Annotated in this window: 17 protein-coding genes; 6 read left to right on the top strand and 11 right to left on the bottom strand. The window is 70.8% G+C overall.

Annotated elements, in window-relative coordinates; translation table 11 throughout:
- Positions 1–23: 23 nt before the first annotated feature.
- Complete coding sequence (locus tag QRY02_RS04840) at positions 24–2,138, top strand: transglycosylase domain-containing protein (protein ID WP_285990279.1); 2,115 nt, start codon at positions 24–26, stop codon at positions 2,136–2,138.
- Between the two features lies 1 nt (position 2,139).
- On the opposite strand, the gene QRY02_RS04835 is transcribed toward QRY02_RS04840, so the two are convergent.
- Positions 2,140–2,565 (bottom strand): nitroreductase/quinone reductase family protein, encoded by a 426-nt coding sequence (locus tag QRY02_RS04835; RefSeq protein ID WP_285990278.1) that lies wholly within the window; start codon positions 2,563–2,565, stop codon positions 2,140–2,142.
- Positions 2,566–2,883: 318 nt separating this feature from the next.
- Between QRY02_RS04835 and QRY02_RS04830 the strand changes: the two genes are divergently transcribed.
- Complete coding sequence (locus tag QRY02_RS04830; RefSeq protein WP_285990277.1) at positions 2,884–3,279, top strand: zinc ribbon domain-containing protein; 396 nt, start codon at positions 2,884–2,886, stop codon at positions 3,277–3,279.
- A gap of 151 nt (positions 3,280–3,430) precedes the next feature.
- Here the strand turns inward: QRY02_RS04830 and QRY02_RS04825 are convergent, their stop codons facing one another.
- The 6 genes from QRY02_RS04825 to QRY02_RS04800 all read right to left on the bottom strand — a co-directional run bounded on the left by QRY02_RS04825 (position 3,431) and on the right by QRY02_RS04800 (position 9,059).
- Positions 3,431–3,721 (bottom strand): hypothetical protein, encoded by a 291-nt coding sequence (locus QRY02_RS04825; protein ID WP_285990276.1) that lies wholly within the window; start codon positions 3,719–3,721, stop codon positions 3,431–3,433.
- A gap of 169 nt (positions 3,722–3,890) precedes the next feature.
- Complete coding sequence (locus QRY02_RS04820; protein ID WP_285990275.1) at positions 3,891–4,304, bottom strand: single-stranded DNA-binding protein; 414 nt, start codon at positions 4,302–4,304, stop codon at positions 3,891–3,893.
- Positions 4,305–4,347: 43 nt separating this feature from the next.
- A complete protein-coding gene (locus QRY02_RS04815; RefSeq protein ID WP_285986513.1) occupies positions 4,348–4,815 on the bottom strand; it encodes a single-stranded DNA-binding protein in 468 nt (155 codons plus the stop codon).
- Between the two features lie 254 nt (positions 4,816–5,069).
- Positions 5,070–7,430 (bottom strand): tyrosine-type recombinase/integrase, encoded by a 2,361-nt coding sequence (locus QRY02_RS04810; protein ID WP_285986512.1) that lies wholly within the window; start codon positions 7,428–7,430, stop codon positions 5,070–5,072.
- 11 nt (positions 7,431–7,441) lie between these two features.
- Complete coding sequence (locus QRY02_RS04805) at positions 7,442–8,473, bottom strand: tyrosine-type recombinase/integrase (RefSeq protein ID WP_285986511.1); 1,032 nt, start codon at positions 8,471–8,473, stop codon at positions 7,442–7,444.
- A gap of 349 nt (positions 8,474–8,822) precedes the next feature.
- Positions 8,823–9,059, bottom strand: a complete 237-nt coding sequence (locus QRY02_RS04800) for a hypothetical protein (RefSeq protein WP_285986510.1) — start codon at positions 9,057–9,059, stop codon at positions 8,823–8,825.
- Between the two features lie 456 nt (positions 9,060–9,515).
- On the opposite strand from QRY02_RS04800, the gene QRY02_RS04795 reads away from it, so the two are divergent.
- The 3 genes from QRY02_RS04795 (at position 9,516) to QRY02_RS04785 (ending at position 11,871) form a co-directional block, all read left to right on the top strand.
- Positions 9,516–9,890: a hypothetical protein gene (locus QRY02_RS04795; RefSeq protein WP_285986509.1), complete on the top strand. Its 375-nt coding sequence runs from the start codon at positions 9,516–9,518 to the stop codon at positions 9,888–9,890.
- A gap of 272 nt (positions 9,891–10,162) precedes the next feature.
- Positions 10,163–10,774: a PhoU domain-containing protein gene (locus tag QRY02_RS04790; protein WP_285990274.1), complete on the top strand. Its 612-nt coding sequence runs from the start codon at positions 10,163–10,165 to the stop codon at positions 10,772–10,774.
- A 92-nt stretch (positions 10,775–10,866) separates the two neighbouring features.
- Positions 10,867–11,871: a pirin family protein gene (locus QRY02_RS04785; RefSeq protein ID WP_285990273.1), complete on the top strand. Its 1,005-nt coding sequence runs from the start codon at positions 10,867–10,869 to the stop codon at positions 11,869–11,871.
- Here QRY02_RS04785 and QRY02_RS04780 read toward each other — a convergent pair.
- Positions 11,845–12,690 carry an alpha/beta fold hydrolase gene (locus tag QRY02_RS04780; RefSeq protein WP_285990272.1) on the bottom strand — a complete coding sequence of 282 codons (846 nt, stop codon included), beginning with the start codon at positions 12,688–12,690 and terminating at the stop codon, positions 11,845–11,847. The genes QRY02_RS04785 and QRY02_RS04780 overlap by 27 nt on opposite strands.
- 39 nt (positions 12,691–12,729) lie before the next feature.
- Positions 12,730–13,404, bottom strand: coding sequence for a GntR family transcriptional regulator (locus tag QRY02_RS04775; RefSeq protein ID WP_285990271.1), 675 nt, complete (start codon positions 13,402–13,404; stop codon positions 12,730–12,732).
- A 40-nt stretch (positions 13,405–13,444) separates the two neighbouring features.
- On the opposite strand from QRY02_RS04775, the gene QRY02_RS04770 reads away from it, so the two are divergent.
- A complete protein-coding gene (locus QRY02_RS04770; RefSeq protein WP_285990270.1) occupies positions 13,445–15,070 on the top strand; it encodes a thiamine pyrophosphate-dependent enzyme in 1,626 nt (541 codons plus the stop codon).
- A 20-nt stretch (positions 15,071–15,090) separates the two neighbouring features.
- Here the strand turns inward: QRY02_RS04770 and QRY02_RS04765 are convergent, their stop codons facing one another.
- Both QRY02_RS04765 and QRY02_RS04760 read right to left on the bottom strand, forming a co-directional pair.
- On the bottom strand, positions 15,091–16,482 hold the full coding sequence (locus QRY02_RS04765) for a pyridoxal phosphate-dependent decarboxylase family protein (protein ID WP_285990269.1): 1,392 nt from the start codon (positions 16,480–16,482) through the stop codon (positions 15,091–15,093).
- A gap of 103 nt (positions 16,483–16,585) precedes the next feature.
- Positions 16,586–17,482 carry a phosphatase PAP2 family protein gene (locus QRY02_RS04760; protein ID WP_285993765.1) on the bottom strand — a complete coding sequence of 299 codons (897 nt, stop codon included), beginning with the start codon at positions 17,480–17,482 and terminating at the stop codon, positions 16,586–16,588.
- Between the last annotated feature and the right edge of the window lie 71 nt (positions 17,483–17,553).

Genomic DNA, 17,553 nt, shown 5'->3' with positions numbered 1-17,553 from the left:
CCGAACGGAAGCTTTATCACCCGATGCCTAATGTCGAATTCGTGAAACGTCGCGGGGGCGTGGTCCCTTTTGCCGGGTTGTGCGTGCTCGCCGGGATTCTGGCGGCCGGGACGGTGGCGCCCGCCGCCATCGGGGCGGGCCTGCTGTCCAATCAGGTCAGCGATTCGGTGGACGCCATTTCCGCCCGGCTCGCCGCGGCCGATCTGCCGCTGACCACGACGGTGACCGACCGCGACGGCACCCCCATCGCGACGCTCTACGCGCAGTACCGCCTCCCGGTCACCGCGGCCGGGATCGCGACCACGATGAAGGCCGCGATCATCGCCGTCGAGGACCGCCGGTTCTACACCGAAGGCGGCGTCGACCTGCAAGGCATGCTCCGCGCGGCGGTCAACGACAGCAGCGGCGGCGCACTGCAGGGTGCGTCGACGATCACGCAGCAGGACGTCAAGAACTTCCTCATCAACGTCGTCGACCGGAACGACCCCGCGGCCCAGCAGGCCGACCGCGAGGACTCGATCGCCCGCAAGCTGCGGGAGGCGAAAATGGCCGTCCAGCTCAACGACACCATGAGCAAGGACGACATTCTGGCGAATTACCTCAATGTGGTCGAATTCAGCGGAACCGTCTACGGGGTCGGCGCGGCGGCCGAGGCGTATTTCGGGACGACCGCGGACAAACTGACCGTGCCCCAGGCGGCCCTGCTCGCCGGAATGGTGAACAACCCCGGCGTCTACAACCCCTACACCCACCCGGACAAGGCGCTGCAGCGCCGCAACCTGGTCATCGACGACATGGTCACCAACGGCTCCATCCCGGCCTCGTACGCGGCGACGGCGAAGGCGGCCCCGCTCGGGCTGCTGCCGAACGGCCCGGTCACGCCGTCCGGCACGTGCCTCGGCGCGGCGCCGGACGCCGGGTTCTTCTGCGCCTACGCGGAAAGCTACCTGGTGCACGCCGGGTTCACCGCCGACGGGCTGGCCACCGGCGGGTACACGATCAAGACCACCCTCGACCCGCGCGTCTCGCAGGTGACCAAGGACGCCGTCGACGCGAACGTGCCGACCACCCAGGACGGCGTGGCCAACACCTTCGCCGTCGTCCGGCCGGGCCAGGACGGGCACCAGGTGCTGGCCATGGTCGCGAACCGCAACTACGGCACCGATCCGGCGCGGGGCGAGACGTCGACCGACATCGTCGCGGACGCGAGCAACGAGTTCGGGGCGGGCTCGTCGTTCAAGATCTTCACCTCGGCCGCGGCCCTCGTCACCGGCCAGGCGGGCCTCGACACCCCGCTGCCCAACCCGGACAGCCAGTGCTTCCCGGTGCCGGACGCGCATTCGTCCTGCTACACCGTCCACAACGACGGCCACTACGCGGACCCGATCACCCTCGCCGACGGGCTGGCGACATCGCCGAACGTCGCGTTCGTCGGGCTCGAGAGCCAGGTCGGGATGCCCGCCGTGCTCGACATGGCCTACAAGCTCGGGCTGCGCACCACCCTCGCGACCAACGACGCCGGCCGCACGCCGGACCCGAAGTCCGGTAACCCGCAGTACAGCGAGCCGCAGTCGCAGTACTTCCGGAACCTGCTGTCGTTCACCCTGGGCAACAGCCCGGTGAGCCCGCTGGAGATGGCCAACGTCTCGGCGACGCTGATGAGCGGCGGCGTGTGGTGCCCGCCGAACCCGATCCTGTCGGTGACCGACCGGAACGGCAACGCCGTGCCGGTCGCGCAGCAGGCGTGCGAGCGGGTCATCCCCGAGGGCGTGGCGGACACCCTGGAAGCGGGGCTGAGCAAGGACACCACGAGCGGCACGTCCGCCGAAGCGGCCCGCGCGGCCGGCTGGACCCGGCCCGACATCGGCAAGACGGGTACGACGCAGCTGAGCGAGTCGGTCGCGTTCGTCGGCGGTGTCGACGGCTACGCGGTGTCGTCCATGGTGTTCGCCGACGGGCCGCACCCGCGGGAGATCTGCCCGGGCACGCCGGTGCACCTCGGCGACTGCGGCCACGGCGCGTTCGGCGGCACGGTCGCCGCGCCGCCGTACTTCCACGCCATGAACCGGCTGCTGGCCGGGGTCCCCGACCAGCCGATCCCCGCCGCCGATCCGGCGTACCTGGCGGCGCGATCGTGAGCTACCGCGGTTCGAGGAAGACGAGCGGGATCTCGCGCTCGGTCTTCGTCTGGTACTGCGCGTAGTTCTTGAAGTCGGCGGTGATCTTCGGCCACAGCCGGGCGCGCTCTTCCGCGCGGGCCACGCGGGCGCGCATCGGCCGCTTCGGGCCGCCCTTCAGCGAGACCTCGACGTCGGGGTTGTCGCGCAGGTTGAGGAACCACGCGGGATGCGTGTCGTCGCCGCCCCGCGACGCCACGACGACCACCGCGTCACCCTCCTGGTGGGGCGAGGTGAGCAGCACCGACCGCGGCTGCCCGCTCTTGCGGCCGACGGTGGTGAGCTCCAGGACGGGCATGGCGACCTGCCAGCCCACCCGCCCGCCGGTGAGCTTGATCAAGCCGCGGTGCACGGTGTTCATCGTCTTCAGGACGAAGTCGCTTGGCATGATCCCAATCTAGGGCCTGTATCGAAGTCGCCTCCAGCAGGTGAGCTGGGGGTGGCGTGTCCGGACCGGTGCGCCGTGGCCACTCGCTACGACCAGCTCACCGCCGTTACGAAGCCACCGTCCACATCGCCGCGATCAACGAATGGCTCTGACCGACTTCGATACAGGCCCTGGTCCCGCGGCCTCCCGCGTTGCGGTACGGGCTGTATGTCCGGTTCGCCGGATGTCGGTCCGGACGGGATCGGCAAAACCGCCCCGGGAACCGGCAACGGTGTGCGAGGCTGCGCGGCGAAAGAAGAAACGGAAGAGAGAAGACCGATGCTGATCTGGGGCTGGCGTACGCGCATCTACGTGCTGGCGATGACGACGTTCTTGTGCGGCCGGTGCGGTAACCCGGCTTCGCACGCGGTGCGCAAGGCGGTCACGAAGTTCACGCTGTTCTTCATCCCGCTGTTCCCGATCAGCGTCAAGTACACGGCGCAGTGCACGTTCTGCGGGATCGAGAACCGCATCCCGAAGGAGGACGCACTCCGGCTGCAGGCCCAGGAGGAACAGGGCCAGGCCCGGCAGCAGGCGGCGCCGGGGTACCCGCCGCACCCTTCGCAGGGTGGTGCTCCGCAGGCCGGGTTCCCGCAGCACCCGTCCCAGCCGCAGGGGTTCCCGCAGCCGGGGCCGCAGGCGCCGCAGGGTCAATTCCCGCAGCAGGGCCAGTAGGCACAGACCGGCGGCGGCGGTTCGGCGAGCGTCCGGACCGCCGCCGTTCGTGTCTCCGCTCCGGGGATTTCCCCGCAGCGGCAAGGCCCCGGCCGTCTCCGCGGCGGTGAGGCTTCTCTATCGAGTTGTCAAACATCCGCCGGTCGCCGGGTCAGGCGGCCGATCTCTGCTCGGGGTCCAGGAGGGCTTGGCCGGCGGGTGTCAGGACCGCCGGGACGAGCTCGCCCGAGCGGCCGGGGCGGGCCGCGCGGACCAGGCCCTGGTGGGCCAGCGCGTGGGCCGCGAACTGGTCGCCGCACGACAGGCCGTCGATGAACAGGTCCGGTTCGCTGCTGCAGGACACCCGGCCGCGGCCCGCGCCGACTGCTCGGAGCATCGCCCGCATCCGGTGGTTGACCACGGGGTGCGCTGCCGGCGAGCCGGTCTTCTCGTTCCTGTTCATGTCGGTCCCTCCCGCTCGTGGTTCGGCCGCTACCCCTGCGTCGAATCGGTGGGCGGGATTTCGACAGCGGGTCCGGCCGGAGCGTCCCCTCATCTTCACCGCAGGCGATCCAGCACGGGTCGAAGCCTCCTCGACAGGCGTTCGGAGGCCGGCCGCGAACGGATGGGGATCAGAAGGGCGGCTTTGCCACCCCCACCGGTTCCGGCGCCCAGGCACTGCTCCCTTCGCCACCCGTCGCGCGGCTGACCTTGGTCACCTTGGCGGTGGCGTACCGCAGCGACGGCCCGATCTCCTCGACCTCCAGCTCCACGACGGTGCGCTTCTCACCTTCCTTCGTGTCGTACGACCGCTGTCTCAGCCGGCCGTGGACGACCACGCGGGTACCGCGCACGAGCGACTCGGCGACGTTTTCCGCGTGCTCCCGCCACAAACTGCAGCGCAGGAACAGCGCGTCACCGTCGCGCCAGGCGCCGGACTCGCGGTCGAACACCCGCGGGGTGCTCGCGACCGTGAAGTTCGCGACCGCCGAGCCGGCCGGGGTGAAGCGCAGTTCGGGGTCGCTCGTCAGGTTGCTTATCTGCACTAAGCCCCGCCGGTGGGGCGGCGGGGCTTAGTGCAGGTAGGGGTCAGAACGGGGGCTGGTCGCCCGAGTTGGCGTCGCTGGCGGCCGGGGCGGAACCCCAGGGGTCTTCGGCGGGTGCTTCGCCGTTGGCGGCGTTGCTCTGGCTGCGCGAGACCTTGTTGACCTTGGCGGTGGCGAAGCGCAGCGAGGGGCCGACCTCGTCAACGTCGAGTTCGGTGACGGTCCGTTTCTCGCCTTCCTTGGTCTCGAAGCTGCGCTGCTTGAGCCGGCCCTGGACGATCAAACGGGCGCCCCTGGCGATCGACTCGGCCAGGTTCTCCGCGGCCTGCCGCCAGACGTTGCAGCGCAGGAACATCGTCTCGCCGTCCTTCCACTCACCGCTCTGCCGATCGAACGTGCGCGGAGTGGACGCGACGGTGAAGTTCGCGACCGCCGCGCCGGAGGCCGTGAAGCGGAGTTCCGGGTCGGACGTAACGTTCCCGATGACGGTGATACTCGTGTCTCCAGCCATGCTGATCTTCTCCTTAAACGAATAAGTTGATTCCGTGCAGATCGTCAATCGGCCGGCTGACTCGATCAGAACCAGAACCTAAGTAGTTAAGAGTCCGGTTCGGTCTTCTCGCCGCGGGCGATCTGTGTCTCGCCCGAGTGGGTTGGGTTGGGTTTGTCAAGCCATGCTTTTCGGCTTGACAAACCCAACCCAACCCACTGTGCTCTGAGCAGATCGGCAGTGACGAGAAGAACCGGACGCGCCCGAGTCCAGGCTCAGTTCTTGGCGGCGCCAGAAGCCAGGTCCAGGCTGACCACCGGCTGAGCTAGCAGGCGGAGCAGTCCTTCGCGCTTGGCGTCGACGTGGGTGAGGGTCTTCTCCAGTTGAGCCACGTCTCCGAGCCACTGCTTCTCGCGAGCGGCTTCGATGCGCCGGCCGATGTTCGCCTTGATCTTGTCGAGGTTCGGCAGTTCGGCCGGCTCGATCTGCTGGAACGGGCAGCGAAGGCAAGCGTGTTCGTGAGCGCAGGGTGTGCCGTAAGGGCGGACGCAGCTGCCCATCTCGATGCGACGTTGACCGAAATGAGCGGCGAATTCAGACAGTTCCGCAGCCGTCGGCGGCCGGTATTCCTCCGTCGGCCGCAGTGCCCGACGGCGTTCGACGAATTGCTGGTAGCGGTCGATCACTTCCTGGGGATAAACCGCGGTGTAACCCATTGTCGTGTCGAGGTTCCTGTGGCCGAGCAGTTCTGCGGCGATGTGGATGGGCAGCCCGTTATTGACCGCGTCGGTGGTGAACAGACGTCGGAAGTCGTGCGGTGTCAGCCCGGTGCCGATGCCGGCGCGTTCGACCGCGCGGTCGAGGTATTCGCGCAGCGTGGCGGAGTTGAACGTGCGCGGCCGCCCGGCCAGGCGGAACTGGAACAGGAACGGCATCGGGTCCGACCAGGACCGCTCGTGCTCGTCCCGGCGGCTGACGAGTGCGATCGTGCCGTCGGCGGCAGTGACCCGGCTGATGACCTGCGCCAGCACCGACGCCAGCTCCGGGCTGGCCGGGATGACCCGCTCGGCGTCGGTCTTCGACGGTGCGATCTGCAGCAGCGGAACGATCGTGCCGTCGGGCTTGCGGTAAGGCCGGACCGAGTGATGTGTCAGCTCCAGCAGTTCCTCGATGCGGATCCCGGCGTGGCGCAGGACCTCGATCATCGCCCAGGACCAGAACGCTTCATGCTCGAGGAAGACCGGGTCGACCCGGGTGCCGTCGGCGGTGACCAGCCGTGGACCGCTGTCGGCGTCGACCGGGACCGAGCGGGTGTAGGTCGTGCCGGCGAGAACGAACTCCTGCCCGGGCGGAGTCTCCTGGGCCAGGTGCAGCAGCCGGGCGGCGAACTGGCGGTGCTGGTGGGCGGAGCGGACGAGGGCAGGCAGGTTGGGGGCGAACTCGCGGACGCGGGCGTGCATGCGGGCGGTCGCGCGACGTCGCTCGCGGGGCAGGACCCGGACGTCTTGGCGAGTCACCGGGGACGGTGCTGCCCAGTGGGCCCAGCGTTCAGGCGTGTCGTTGGCCCAGTGGTTGATGTCGAGGTAGAAGCTTCGGACGGCGCCGAAGACTTCGCCGGGCCGGCGGCGGGCGCTGCCGTCCTCGAGGACCATGACCCGGGCTTTCCAGGCCTCGATCTGTGGGCGGGTCAGGTGGTGGCTGTCGATGCCCGGGTGGTGGTTCTCGATGTCGCGCCAGAACAGCCGACAGAGCCGGTTAGCGAGCTGGGAGAAGGAGGTGTAGTCCAGGTTCGGGCGCCGCTCGGCCAGGTATTCGGCTAGCAACAGCCGCATCGACGGGCTGACGAGATGGTGCTGGTCGACCATCTGGGCAGGTGAGAGCTGCTGGGCGGTTAGCAGAGCCTGAAACTCCTCCGGCCCGTCGTCGAACAGGCCCGCCGCTCGGCCGCAGTAGTAGGCCGTGGCCCAGGAGATGGTCGTGCCGGAGCCCTTGGCGTCGATGCAGGCTCGCCGGTAGTCCAGCAGATCCGTGCAGGTCAGCTCGCCGAGGGCCTTGCCGGTGCGGATCGACATGCGGGCGAAGTCGATCAAGATGCCGCTGGTCTTCTCCGGCCGTCGGTCGAGTTCCTCGGCGGCGGTCTTGCCGATCAGGGCAAACAGTTCGGTGTCGTGCTCCTCGCGCCAGGTCGACCAGAGCCGGTTGCTCCAGACGGTCAGCAAAAACCCGTAGGTGGGACGGATCGCGCCGCAACACACCAGCGCTTCCAGACCCCGATTGAACCGCATCCGCCCGTAGGCAGTGCTGACGTCGACGTCGACCTCGGAAAGCCAGTCCCGGCCCGCGGAGTCAGCGCCGCTGGCGAGCCAGCGGTCCTGATAGGACTCACCAGGCTGCCGGTCCAGCCAGCCGAGGAAGTTCTCCATGACCGGCGTGTAGTGGGTGACCGGGTCCAAATGCGACTGACTAGTCGGGAGGCGGGTGGCGAGCAGTTCGATGGCTGCGGTGAACAACCTGCGCCGCAGCGGGGCTGTGACCGGTTGCCAGAAGAGCAGGTGCTCGGGAAGTGGTTCCGCAGCGGTCGTGATGGTGTGGCCGGCGTCTGGTTGCGACGGTGCCTGCCGGCCGACGATGGTCATGCTCGGACTGTTCACGTCAGTCCCGGGAACAGGACCGACATGTCCGCGGGGTCGTAGCCGGGTGCAGTGGTCGGTTCGGGTGGAGCCGGGCGGTTGTAATGGTCTTGCATCTTGCGGACCAGGTCGTCGATCCTGGCCCGGGAGTAGATCTGGGTGCTCAGGATCGAGGCGTGGCGCATCAGCCGTTGAACGTCGGTGATCAGCAGGTTCGGGTCGTCCAGCATCCGCATGCAGTAGGTGTGCCGGAGATCGTGGAAGGTGATGTTCGCTCCGCCGAGCTGCTCGTTGGCCCGGTTGAGCACCTGCCGCAGCGCCGAATACGTCATCGGGCGGACCGGACGCCGCAACGTCCACCAGATCCGCGTGTCGCCGGCCGGGCGCCAGTCCTCGGTCTCGGCCAGGTAGGCCGCCAACCACAAGAACGCGTCCGGAGACGCCGGGACCTCCTCCAGCTCCCGGCGCCCCTTGGTTTCGAGCAGTACCACTTGGCGGCCGACGTCGACCTGCTCCAGCCGCATCGCCAGCAACTCGGTCGCGCGCGGTCCGCTGCTGACTCCCAGCGCGACGATGGCCCGGTCCCGGTTGCTCGGCAACGCGGTGAAGAAGTCGTTGAACAGCTCGTTCGGCAACGCCCGCGGCTGCCGTCTGGCGCTGTGCTGGCGGTAGGGAGCTCGGCGCAGGCGCGGTGCGGGCTCCATCGGGCTGCGATGCGAGCCCGGCCGGTCCGGGCCCCGCCCGGCCTGCTCCGGGACCGGGTTCACCACCGGCCCGAGCCCGGTCAGCAGGTGGTATTCGTAGAACATCTTCATCGAGGTCAGCGCGTGGTTGACGGTCGAGGCGGCGTAGCCGGAACCGAGGGTGCGTTTCCCGGTGATCGGGTTCACCGCGCCCGGGGCGGTGCCGTCCCGGCGCCGGGCGCGGCGCTGCGGGTTCTCCGCGACCCGCAACCACAACACGAAGTCCCGGACATCACGGCGCTCCGCCTGATCCCACTGCACTTCGATCGCGGCGAGAAACCGATACCAGAGCAGCAGACTGCGCAAGTAGGCCCGACTTGTCTCCGGGCTGTAGTCGCAGGCCACGAGGTGGTGAACGAACTGCTGCGCAGGTTGATCGGCGACACCGTCGACGTCGAGGAGCCGAGCAGGTTCCAGCGGATCATCCAGCTGCTCGAACGTCCCCACCCGCGGCACTAGCAGCGCCTGGACGTTCCGGTCGTCGGTGAGTGTCCAGCGGTCGGAGGGCACGGTCGAACAAGATGCCATATCCGGACGAGAAGATGATCAACGGGTGCGGCTGGAGGAGCTCAAGTCCGAACACGCGAAGCGGGCGCCCGGCCTGCCGGACACCCGCCCCTGTGTTGCGTGTTGCGCCATACGAAACTCCGATCGGTCACAAGAAGATCTTGACCAGCACCTCTTGGCCGTCGCTGCCTCGTAGAACGACCTCTCGGTCGTCGGTGAGCTGCGATGCGAGGAAGTCGTAGACCTGGATCGCTCGGTTGACCAGGTCGACCTTCTTGAGGCCGGTCCGGTCCTGCAGCCGCAGCAGTGCCTTCCCGCTCTCCTGAACGAGCGGGATGTTCACGCGAGCGACAACCTTCGGCTCGTCGGCTGCCGTGTCGTCCACCGCAGCCGATTCCTTCTCAGTGGCGATAGCTCCTGCTCCCTTCTGGTCCGAGGCGCAGGTCAGTGCGCCCTAACCTCCTCATCGTCGCAGACGGAGAAGATCTTCGCCAGACTTTGCATGAAAAACGTAGCGGAATCCGTAAATCTTCCGGTTGCTCCCGTGGCGATGGAACGCTACGCTTCCGAGGTGGCGGCCGCTTCAACCGGTCGCCATCCAACGGATTCCCCGGAGAGAGGACAAGGAGATGGACATGACCAATCGTCTTTGTGGTGCTTGCCGCGCTGGCCCTGTGACGGTCAGTGGCGAAGTGGTCTGGGCCCGCGGCGTGCCGCCGCAGCCCCAGACCGACTAGGCCCACCCGCGCGACAGTCACCCACCTGTCGTGCCTCCCCAAGTCCCCGGGGCTGCTGATCCAACAGGGATCGGTAGACCGGGTTCACGAAAGGAACCGGAACCGTGGGTGATCCGGTGCAGCAGGACGACGGCGACTTCGACGAGTTCGCCGATCTATCGTCCATTGAGGATGAAACGCCCACGCTCGACGCGCAGTGGCGCAACGAGCCGGATGCACGGTTCAGGTTCGAGAGGAAGGAGACGAAGATGGCGCTCTCGGTACCGCGTGCCAACACGTCCCAGCTTCTCGAAGCGGCGGTAGTCGTGCTCCTCGTCGCGGCGGCGACCATCGCGCCGTCGATGACTCTGAAGGCAGTGCCTGAAGATCTTCCGGTCTGGGCTGTGGTGGGCATGATCGCCCTGCAGCTCGTCGTCGTGATCATGATGGCAGCCAGGACCTTCTTCAAGCCGGGCTATACGAACCGCCCGTCCGGCTGATCGAAGAAGGGGAGATCCATTTCAGGGCCCCTCAGCGCTGGATCCTCAGCGCCGAGGGGCCCTTCGGTTTTGCTCAACCTCGTCACCCTCACGGGGGTTAGTGCGGTCTACATGGCCGACCACGGTGACCGTCGTTTCGCCTGCCATCGGTCTCTCCTCGTCCTCCGGGTGCGGGGTGCACCGCTCTTGCCGATGAGGAGAGCACGGGGGTCCGACAATTCCGGGCCGGGCGACGAGATGCCGACACCCGGCCGGGGTGGTTTCCTGCCGCCATGCCGACGCCGTTTCAGAAGGAGCTCGTCACGCTCGCCCACCGGCTGGCGGACCTGGGCGACCTCGTCGCCAGCACGCTCGAGGAGGCCACTCGCTCGGCGCTGGAAAGTGACCACACGCTGGGCGGACGTGCGCGGGAGCAGGCGGCGGCGGTGGCCTCGCTCGGGGCCGCGTGCGAGGACCAGGCGTGTGCGTTGCTGGCCTTGCACGCGCCGCGGGAGGCGGAGGTGAAGGCGGTCGTCGCGGCCGTGCACACCGCTGCGGATCTCACTCGGATGGGTGGTCTCGCCCGGGAAGTCGCCGAGGCGCGGGGACCCGTGCCGCCGGAGGTGCGGCCCGCGCTGGGCCGGCTGGGCGGGCACGCGGTGGCCGCCGCGCGGGCCCTCCGGGAGGTGCTGGCCGGTGGGGGCGGGACCGGGCTCGATGACGCGGTGTCGCTCGTGGGGGCGGCCGAGCGGGAGGTGCGGGCGTGGGCGGACGGCCGGGAGGGGCCGCGCGGAACCGGTCACGCGGTCGAGCTCGCGTTGCTGGCCGCGGTCTACGGCCGGTTCGCCGCGACGGCGGTCCGGATCGGGCGCCGGGCGGAAGGGTTCGCGCCGGTCGGGGCTTAGCGGCCGGGTGGCGTCGGCGCTCGACACCGTGGACGGCTGCCGGGACACCGCCCAGCCGCGTTCCGGCGGGCATCGCGACTACCGTGGCGGACATGAGCAACACCGAGGCCGCCCCCGCCGAACTCGCCGGTGGCGACCGGCCCGCGGCCGCCGATCCCGACCGTCCCGTTGTCGAGGTGCTCGCTCCGCGCGCGGTGCCCCTCGGCGGGCCGCGCGCGATGCGGGTCCGGCGGACCCTGCCGCAGCGGTCGCGGTCGCTGATCGGCGCCTGGTGCTTCGCCGACCACTACGGCCCCGACGAGGTCAGCGGGCCCGGGGCGATGGACGTCGCGCCGCATCCGCACACCGGGCTGCAGACCGTCAGCTGGCTGTTCTCCGGCGAGATCGAACACCGCGACAGCCTCGGCACGCACGCGATGGTCCGCCCCGGCGAACTGAACCTGATGACCGGCGGGCACGGCATCTGCCACTCCGAGGTCTCGACCGCCGCCACGAAGACGCTGCACGGCGTCCAGCTCTGGGTGGCCCTGCCCGAGCGGCACCGGCACACGGCACGCGCGTTCGACCACTACGTCCCTTCGGTGAACCGGATCGAGGGCGCGGAGATCCGCGTGTTCCTCGGCTCACTGGCCGGTCGGACGTCGCCGATCCCGACGTTCACCCCGCTGCTGGGCGCGGAAGTCGTGCTGGGACCGGACGCCCACATGTCCCTCGGCGTGGACCCCGGCTTCGAGCACGGCGTCCTGGCCGACACCGGCGACGTCGAGGTGGCCGGTACCCGCGTCCGGACGGCGGAGCTGGGCTACCTCGGCACCGGGGTGCGGTCCCTGACCCTGAGCAACCGCGGCACCGAACCGGCCCGGTTCCTGCTGCTGGGCGGCACCCCGTTCGACGAAGAGATCCTGATGTGGTGGAACTTCGTCGGCCGCACCCACGAAGAAATCGCCGCGTTCCGCGAAGCGTGGCAAGCCGGGTCGGACCAGTTCGGCAGTGTCACGGGCTACCCGGGCGAGCGCCTGCCCGCTCCCGCGCTGCCGGCGGTCCGCATCAAGCCCCGCCGGAACCCGGGCTCAGGCCAGGAAGCCGCCCACGGCTGACCGGAACGCGGGCGCGTCGTCCAGCCACGGGTAGTGCGCGGCGCCGGGCAGGACGACGGCGCGGCCGTCCGGGAACAGCGCGGCGAAGCGGTCCGCGACGGCCGGGGTGGCGATCCAGTCCAGTTCGCCGGCCAGCACCAGCACTCCGGCGGTGACGGCGCCGAGCGCGGCACGGGTCGTCTCGGGCTGATGAGCGCCGGCCGAGTTGTAGATCCGGGCGGCCGCACCGTTGCGCTGGCCCGCTTCGCCGGCTTGGTGCTGCCGGGCCGCGGTGTCCCAGCGGCCGTAGTACAGCGGCGCGAAGGCGGCCCAGTCCGCGCTGGTCGCCTTCTTCGCGGCGATCGACTCGTACGCGGCGGCCGCGGCGGAGAACCAGGGAGCGCCGGCCCGCCGGGCCATGATCCGCCGCCGCTGCCCGGGCGGTACGTCGAAGCCGACGGCTCGCGGGCTCGGCGCGATCAGCGCGAGCCGGTTCAGGCGCCGCGGGTACCGGGCCGCGTACCGGACGGCCAGGCTCGCCCCGGCCGAGTGCCCGAGGAGGTCGAAGCGTTCGAGGCCGAGGTGCTTGCGCAGCGCCTCGACGTCCTCGACCTGGCGGTCGCACCGGTAGGTGGCGGGGTCGGCGGGCTCTGCCGAGCCGCCGGTGCCGCGGAGGTCCAGCACGGCGAGGCGGCGCCGGGTCGTCAGGCCGCCGAGATCCCCGAGGTAGGCGCCGGCCCGCATCGGGCCGCCGGGCAGGCAGACCACCGGCGGCGCGGCGCCCGGACCGGAGAGGTGGACGGCGAGCGCGGTTCCGTCCGGCGCGGAGAAGATCGGCACGCCCCGACCCTGGCATCCCCGGGTCCGGGGGAACAAGCCTCACCGCTCCCGGGCGAGGTAGGCCTCCAACGTCGCCATCCGGTGCCCGCGCGCGAACCGTTCCACTTCCTCCGGTTCTCCCCCGCCCTCGATCAACGCCAGCAGCCGCTCGTGCTCCTCGACCGACTCCGGTGCCCGGCCCGGCACCGACGTGAACGTGCTGTCGCGGACCGCCGCCAGCCGGGTCCAGCAGCGCCGGACCAGGTCGACCAGGTTCGGGTTGGGGCAGGCGCCGAACAGCACCTCGTGGAACTCGGCGTTGAGCGCGGTGAACGCCACCGGGTCGAACTCGGCGAGGCTGCGGCGCATCCGGTCGTTCAGCTCGCGGGCGCGCCTCAGCGCCTCGGCCGTCAGCAGCGGCGCGGCGAGGCCGGTGGCCGCGCCCTCGACGATCGCCACCGTCTGCATCGCGTGCTGGTAGGCGACCGGATCGATGGCCACCACCCGGGCGCCCACGTTCCGCTCGAACTCGATCAGCTCCTCGGCCTCCAGCCGGCGCAGGGCCTCGCGGACCGGCACCGCGCTGACGTCGAGCTCGCGGCCGATCTGGTCGAGCACCAGCCGGTAGCCGGGCCCGTAGCGCCCGTCGAGGATCCGGGCCTTGATCGTCTCGTAGGCCAGCTGCGACTTGGTGACCGGTCTTCCCGCGGACGCGCCAATCATGTAGGAAACCATATATGGTCCGCCCGCGAGCGACTCCCAGGAGGCGATGCCGATGTCCCCGGTACTCCCGACCGCGGCCGACCTGATCGTCGGCGGGCTGCAGGCCCACGGCGTCGACACCGTCTTCGGCCTGCCCGGCGTGCAGACCTACGACCTGTTCGACAGCCTCGCCCGCACCGGCGGCGACATCCGCGTGATCGGCGCCCGGCACGAGCAGACCGTCGCCTACATGGCGTTCGGGTACGCGCAGGCGACCGGCCGCACCGGGGTCTGCACCGTCGTCCCCGGCCCCGGGGTCCTCAACGCGTCGGCCGCGTTGCTCTCGGCGCACGGGGCGAGCGCACCGGTGGTGTGCCTCACCGGTGAGATCCCGCGCGCGTACCTCGGCCGCGGGCTCGGGCACCTGCACGAAATGCCCGACCAGCTGGCGACCCTGCGCTCGATCACCAAGTGGTCGGCGCTGGTCGAGCACCCGGTGGAGGTGCCGGACGCACTGGCGACGGCGTTCCGGGAATCGGCCGGCGGGCGGCCCCGGCCGGTCTCGCTGGCGGTGCCGTGGGACGTGCTGGGACTGCGTGCCCCGGCCGGCGTCACCGGCCCGCTGCCGCTGCCCCGCCCGGCCGTCGACCCGGCCGGCATCGAGAAGGCCGCGGACCTCCTGGAATCGGCGAAGCACCCGATGATCATGGTGGGCGGTGGCGCCCGGCACGCCGCCGCCGAGGTCCGGGCGCTGGCGGAGCGGCTGCAGGCGCCGGTGGTGCCGTTCCGCGGCGGGCGCGGCATCGTGGGCGACGACCACCCGCTCGGCTTCACCTGCGTCTCGGGCTTCGAACGGTGGCCCGAGACCGACGTCGTGATCGGCATCGGGTCACGGATGGAGCTCTCCTGGTTCCGCTGGCCGGACAAGCCGGCCGGCCTGAAGACGATCCTGCTCGACATCGACCCGCGGCAGGCGACCCGGCTCGAAGCGGACGTCGCGATCATCGCCGACGCCGCCGACTCGACGGCCGCGCTCACCGCCGCCGCCGGTCCACAACGGACGGACCGGACGGCGGAGTTCACCGCGCTGAAAGCCGCCGTCGCCGAGCGCGTCACCGACGTCGGGCCGGAGCTGGAGTACCTCCGGGCGATCCGGGACGTGCTCCCGCGCGACGGCTTCTTCGTCGAGGAGATCTGCCAGGTCGGCTTCGCGTCCTACTTCGGGTTCGAGGTCTACGCCCCGCGCACGTTCGTCACCTGCGGTCACCAGGGCACGCTCGGCTTCGGCTACCCCACGGCGCTGGGCGTGCAGGCGGCCTTCCCCGGCCGTCCGGTGGTTTCGGTGGCCGGGGACGGCGGCTTCATGTTCGCCGCGCAGGAACTCGCCACCGCCGTCCAATACGGACTCAACGTGGTCGCGGTGGTGTTCGACAACGGCTACTACGGCAACGTCCACCTGGACCAGGAGCGGCTGTTCGACGGCCGCGCGCTCGGCGGGCGGCTGCACAACCCGGACTTCGCCCGGCTCGCCGAAACGTTCGGTGCGCTCGGCCTGACCGCGCGCACCCCGGACGACCTGCGCGGCGCGCTGGACAAGGCGTTCGCCGCGGGCCGGCCGGCGCTGGTGCACGTGCCGTGCGAACTGGGCACCGGCGCGTCGCCGTGGAAGTACCTGATGCCGAAGTCGGACCGCAGCTAGAAAAGCCGTCCGGGACGCGGTCATGACGAGCCGGCGGCCAGGCGCTCCAGCACGGCGAAGACCCGGTCGACGTCGGTCCCGGTCGTCCGCCAGTTGCTGAACGCGGCGCGCAACGCCGGGCGGCCGTCGTACACCGTCGGGGTGAGGAACGTCGTCCCGTCTTCGGCGATGTCGCGCACGAGCGTGTCGATCCGGTCCTGCGTGACCTCGCCGGCCGGGGTGAAGCAGACGACGTTGAGCCGCACCGGCGCCAGGAGGTGCCAGTGCGGCGAGCCGTCGATCCGCGCGCCCAGGTCGCGGGCCAGCGCTACGCAGCGCTCGACGATCTCGCGGTGGCCGGCGCGGCCGTACGCCACGAGCGAGAACCAAGCCGGGAGCGCCCGCAGCCGGCGGGAGTTCTCCGGTGTCAGGTGCAGGAAGTCCGGGTTCTCGCCGATCTCGCCGAGGTAGGCCGCGTTGTTGCTGAACACGCGCAGCTGCAGGTCGCGGCGGCGGGTGAACTGGACGGCCGAGTCGTAGGGCACGTTGAGCCACTTGTGCAGGTCGACGACCACCGAATCGGCCTGGTCGAGGCCGGCGGTGAGCGCCGCGTGTTCCGGGACCAGCGCGGCGAACCCGCCGAACGCGGCGTCGACGTGCAGCCAGAAGCCGTACCGCTGCTTGAGGGCGGCGATCGCCCGCAGGTCGTCGAAGTCGACGGTGTTGACCGTCCCCGCGTTCGCGACGACGACGGCGGGGCCGTCGAGCGTCTCGAGCGCTTCGGCGAGCTTCGCGACGTCGACGGCTTCGCGGCCTGGGAGCACCGGCACCTTCCGCAGGGCGGAACGGCCCATCCCGAGGAACGACAACGCCTTCAGCACGCTCGAGTGCGGCGAACCGGACAGCACGGTGACGGGACCGAGCGCCGCGGCGCCTTCGGTGGAGACGACCACCCCGGCCCGTTCGCCGAGCCATTCGCGGGCGATGGCCAGACCGGTGACCGTGGACATCGTGGCGCCGGTGACGAACGCCCCGGAGAACTCCGTGCCCAGCCCGAACAGCTCGGCCAGCCAGCCGACGGTCTCGCGTTCCAGGTCCTGCGCCGAGGAGTCCATGCCACTGGCGGGATTCTGGTCGTAGGCGGCGGTGAGCCAGTCGCCGGCCAGGGAGGCCGGGGTGGCACCGCCGGTCACGAAGCCGAGGTACCGCGGGCCGGCACCGGCGGCGAAGCCGGGTTCCCAGCGCCGCGCGAACTCGTCCAGCGCACCCCGCGCACCCGCGCCGCCGGCCGGCAGGGGCGCCGGCTCCACGGCGCGGGGCGGGACGGCCGCCGCCCGGCGGTCCAGCCCGGCGAGCGCCTCGGCCGCGAATTTGCTTGCGGCGTCGAGGAGATCGGGCAGGGCGTGCAGGTCATCGGCGAGCCTCGGGTCCATGTCGCCGACGCTAGGGTCGGCGGCACCCCGCTGTCGCGGGCCAATCCCCCGAAACTGGCCCGCTCGCGTGATCAGGCGGGCATCTGGCGTGGTTGGAGGGGCGTCACGCGCGGCGGAGGCGGCGGACCCGGGACTCGGCCGGGTCGAACGCCACCCGGCGCAACGGTCCCGTCAGCAGCAGCACCACCGCCATCGACGACATCGCCGCCAGCACCAGCGCCGCCACGAACTGGGCCGCGCCCGACGTCGCCGTCGCCAGGACCGCGTAGCCGGCCAGCACCAGTGCCGGCGGGGCCAGGAAGCCGGTCAGCACCGGGACCAGCGGCACCCGGTCACCGTCGGGGCGGCGGGCGGACACCACCGCCGCCCCGGCGCAGGTGACCGCCGCGACCAGCAAGCAGCCGCCGACGGTGTCGCTCAACCGGTGCCAGCCCAAGGCCACCGCGGCCGCCGAGACCCAGGCGACGCCCATGCCGCCCGTCACCAGGGCCGTCAGCCGGAACCGCCGGGGCAGGACGATCGCGAGCGCCACCAGCACGGCCATCGCCGCGCTGACGTGCCCGCTCGGGAAGCTGTTGTGGCTCGCCACGCCGAAGCGGTCGCCGGTGCTCGGGCGGTCCAGGACGTACAGCTTGAGCAGCTGCGCCACCACCAGCGGCGCGGCCAGCAGCACCAGCGCCATCACGCCGAGGGCCAGCCGCCGCCGCACCACGGCGATCGCCACGATCAGGACCGCCACCCCGCCGAGCACCACCACCAGGTCGGCCTCCCGCAGCGGGGCCGCCCAGTCCACCGTGGTTCCGGCCGACTGGGCACTGCGAACGACGCCGTTCTCGACGCCGCGGCCCGCCTCCGTGCGGACGAACAGCAGGTAGGCCGCGACGAACGCGAGGGCGAACCCGGCCGCGCCCGCCGCCAGGACCGCCGTGCGGGACGCGGCCCGGGTCACGAGCGCGGGGCGGGGCGGGCGGGTCGCGGAGGGTGCGTCGGTGAGGATCACTGCCATGTCCCCGAGTCTGGAACGCGCTTTTCGGGATCCCGTCAACGCCATGTCATGGTTTCGCTACAAGA

This window comes from Amycolatopsis sp. DG1A-15b (assembly GCF_030285645.1).
GTDB lineage: Bacteria > Actinomycetota > Actinomycetes > Mycobacteriales > Pseudonocardiaceae > Amycolatopsis.
Note: the sequence above shows the minus strand (reverse complement) of the source record. Positions and strands in the feature narration are given on the sequence as shown.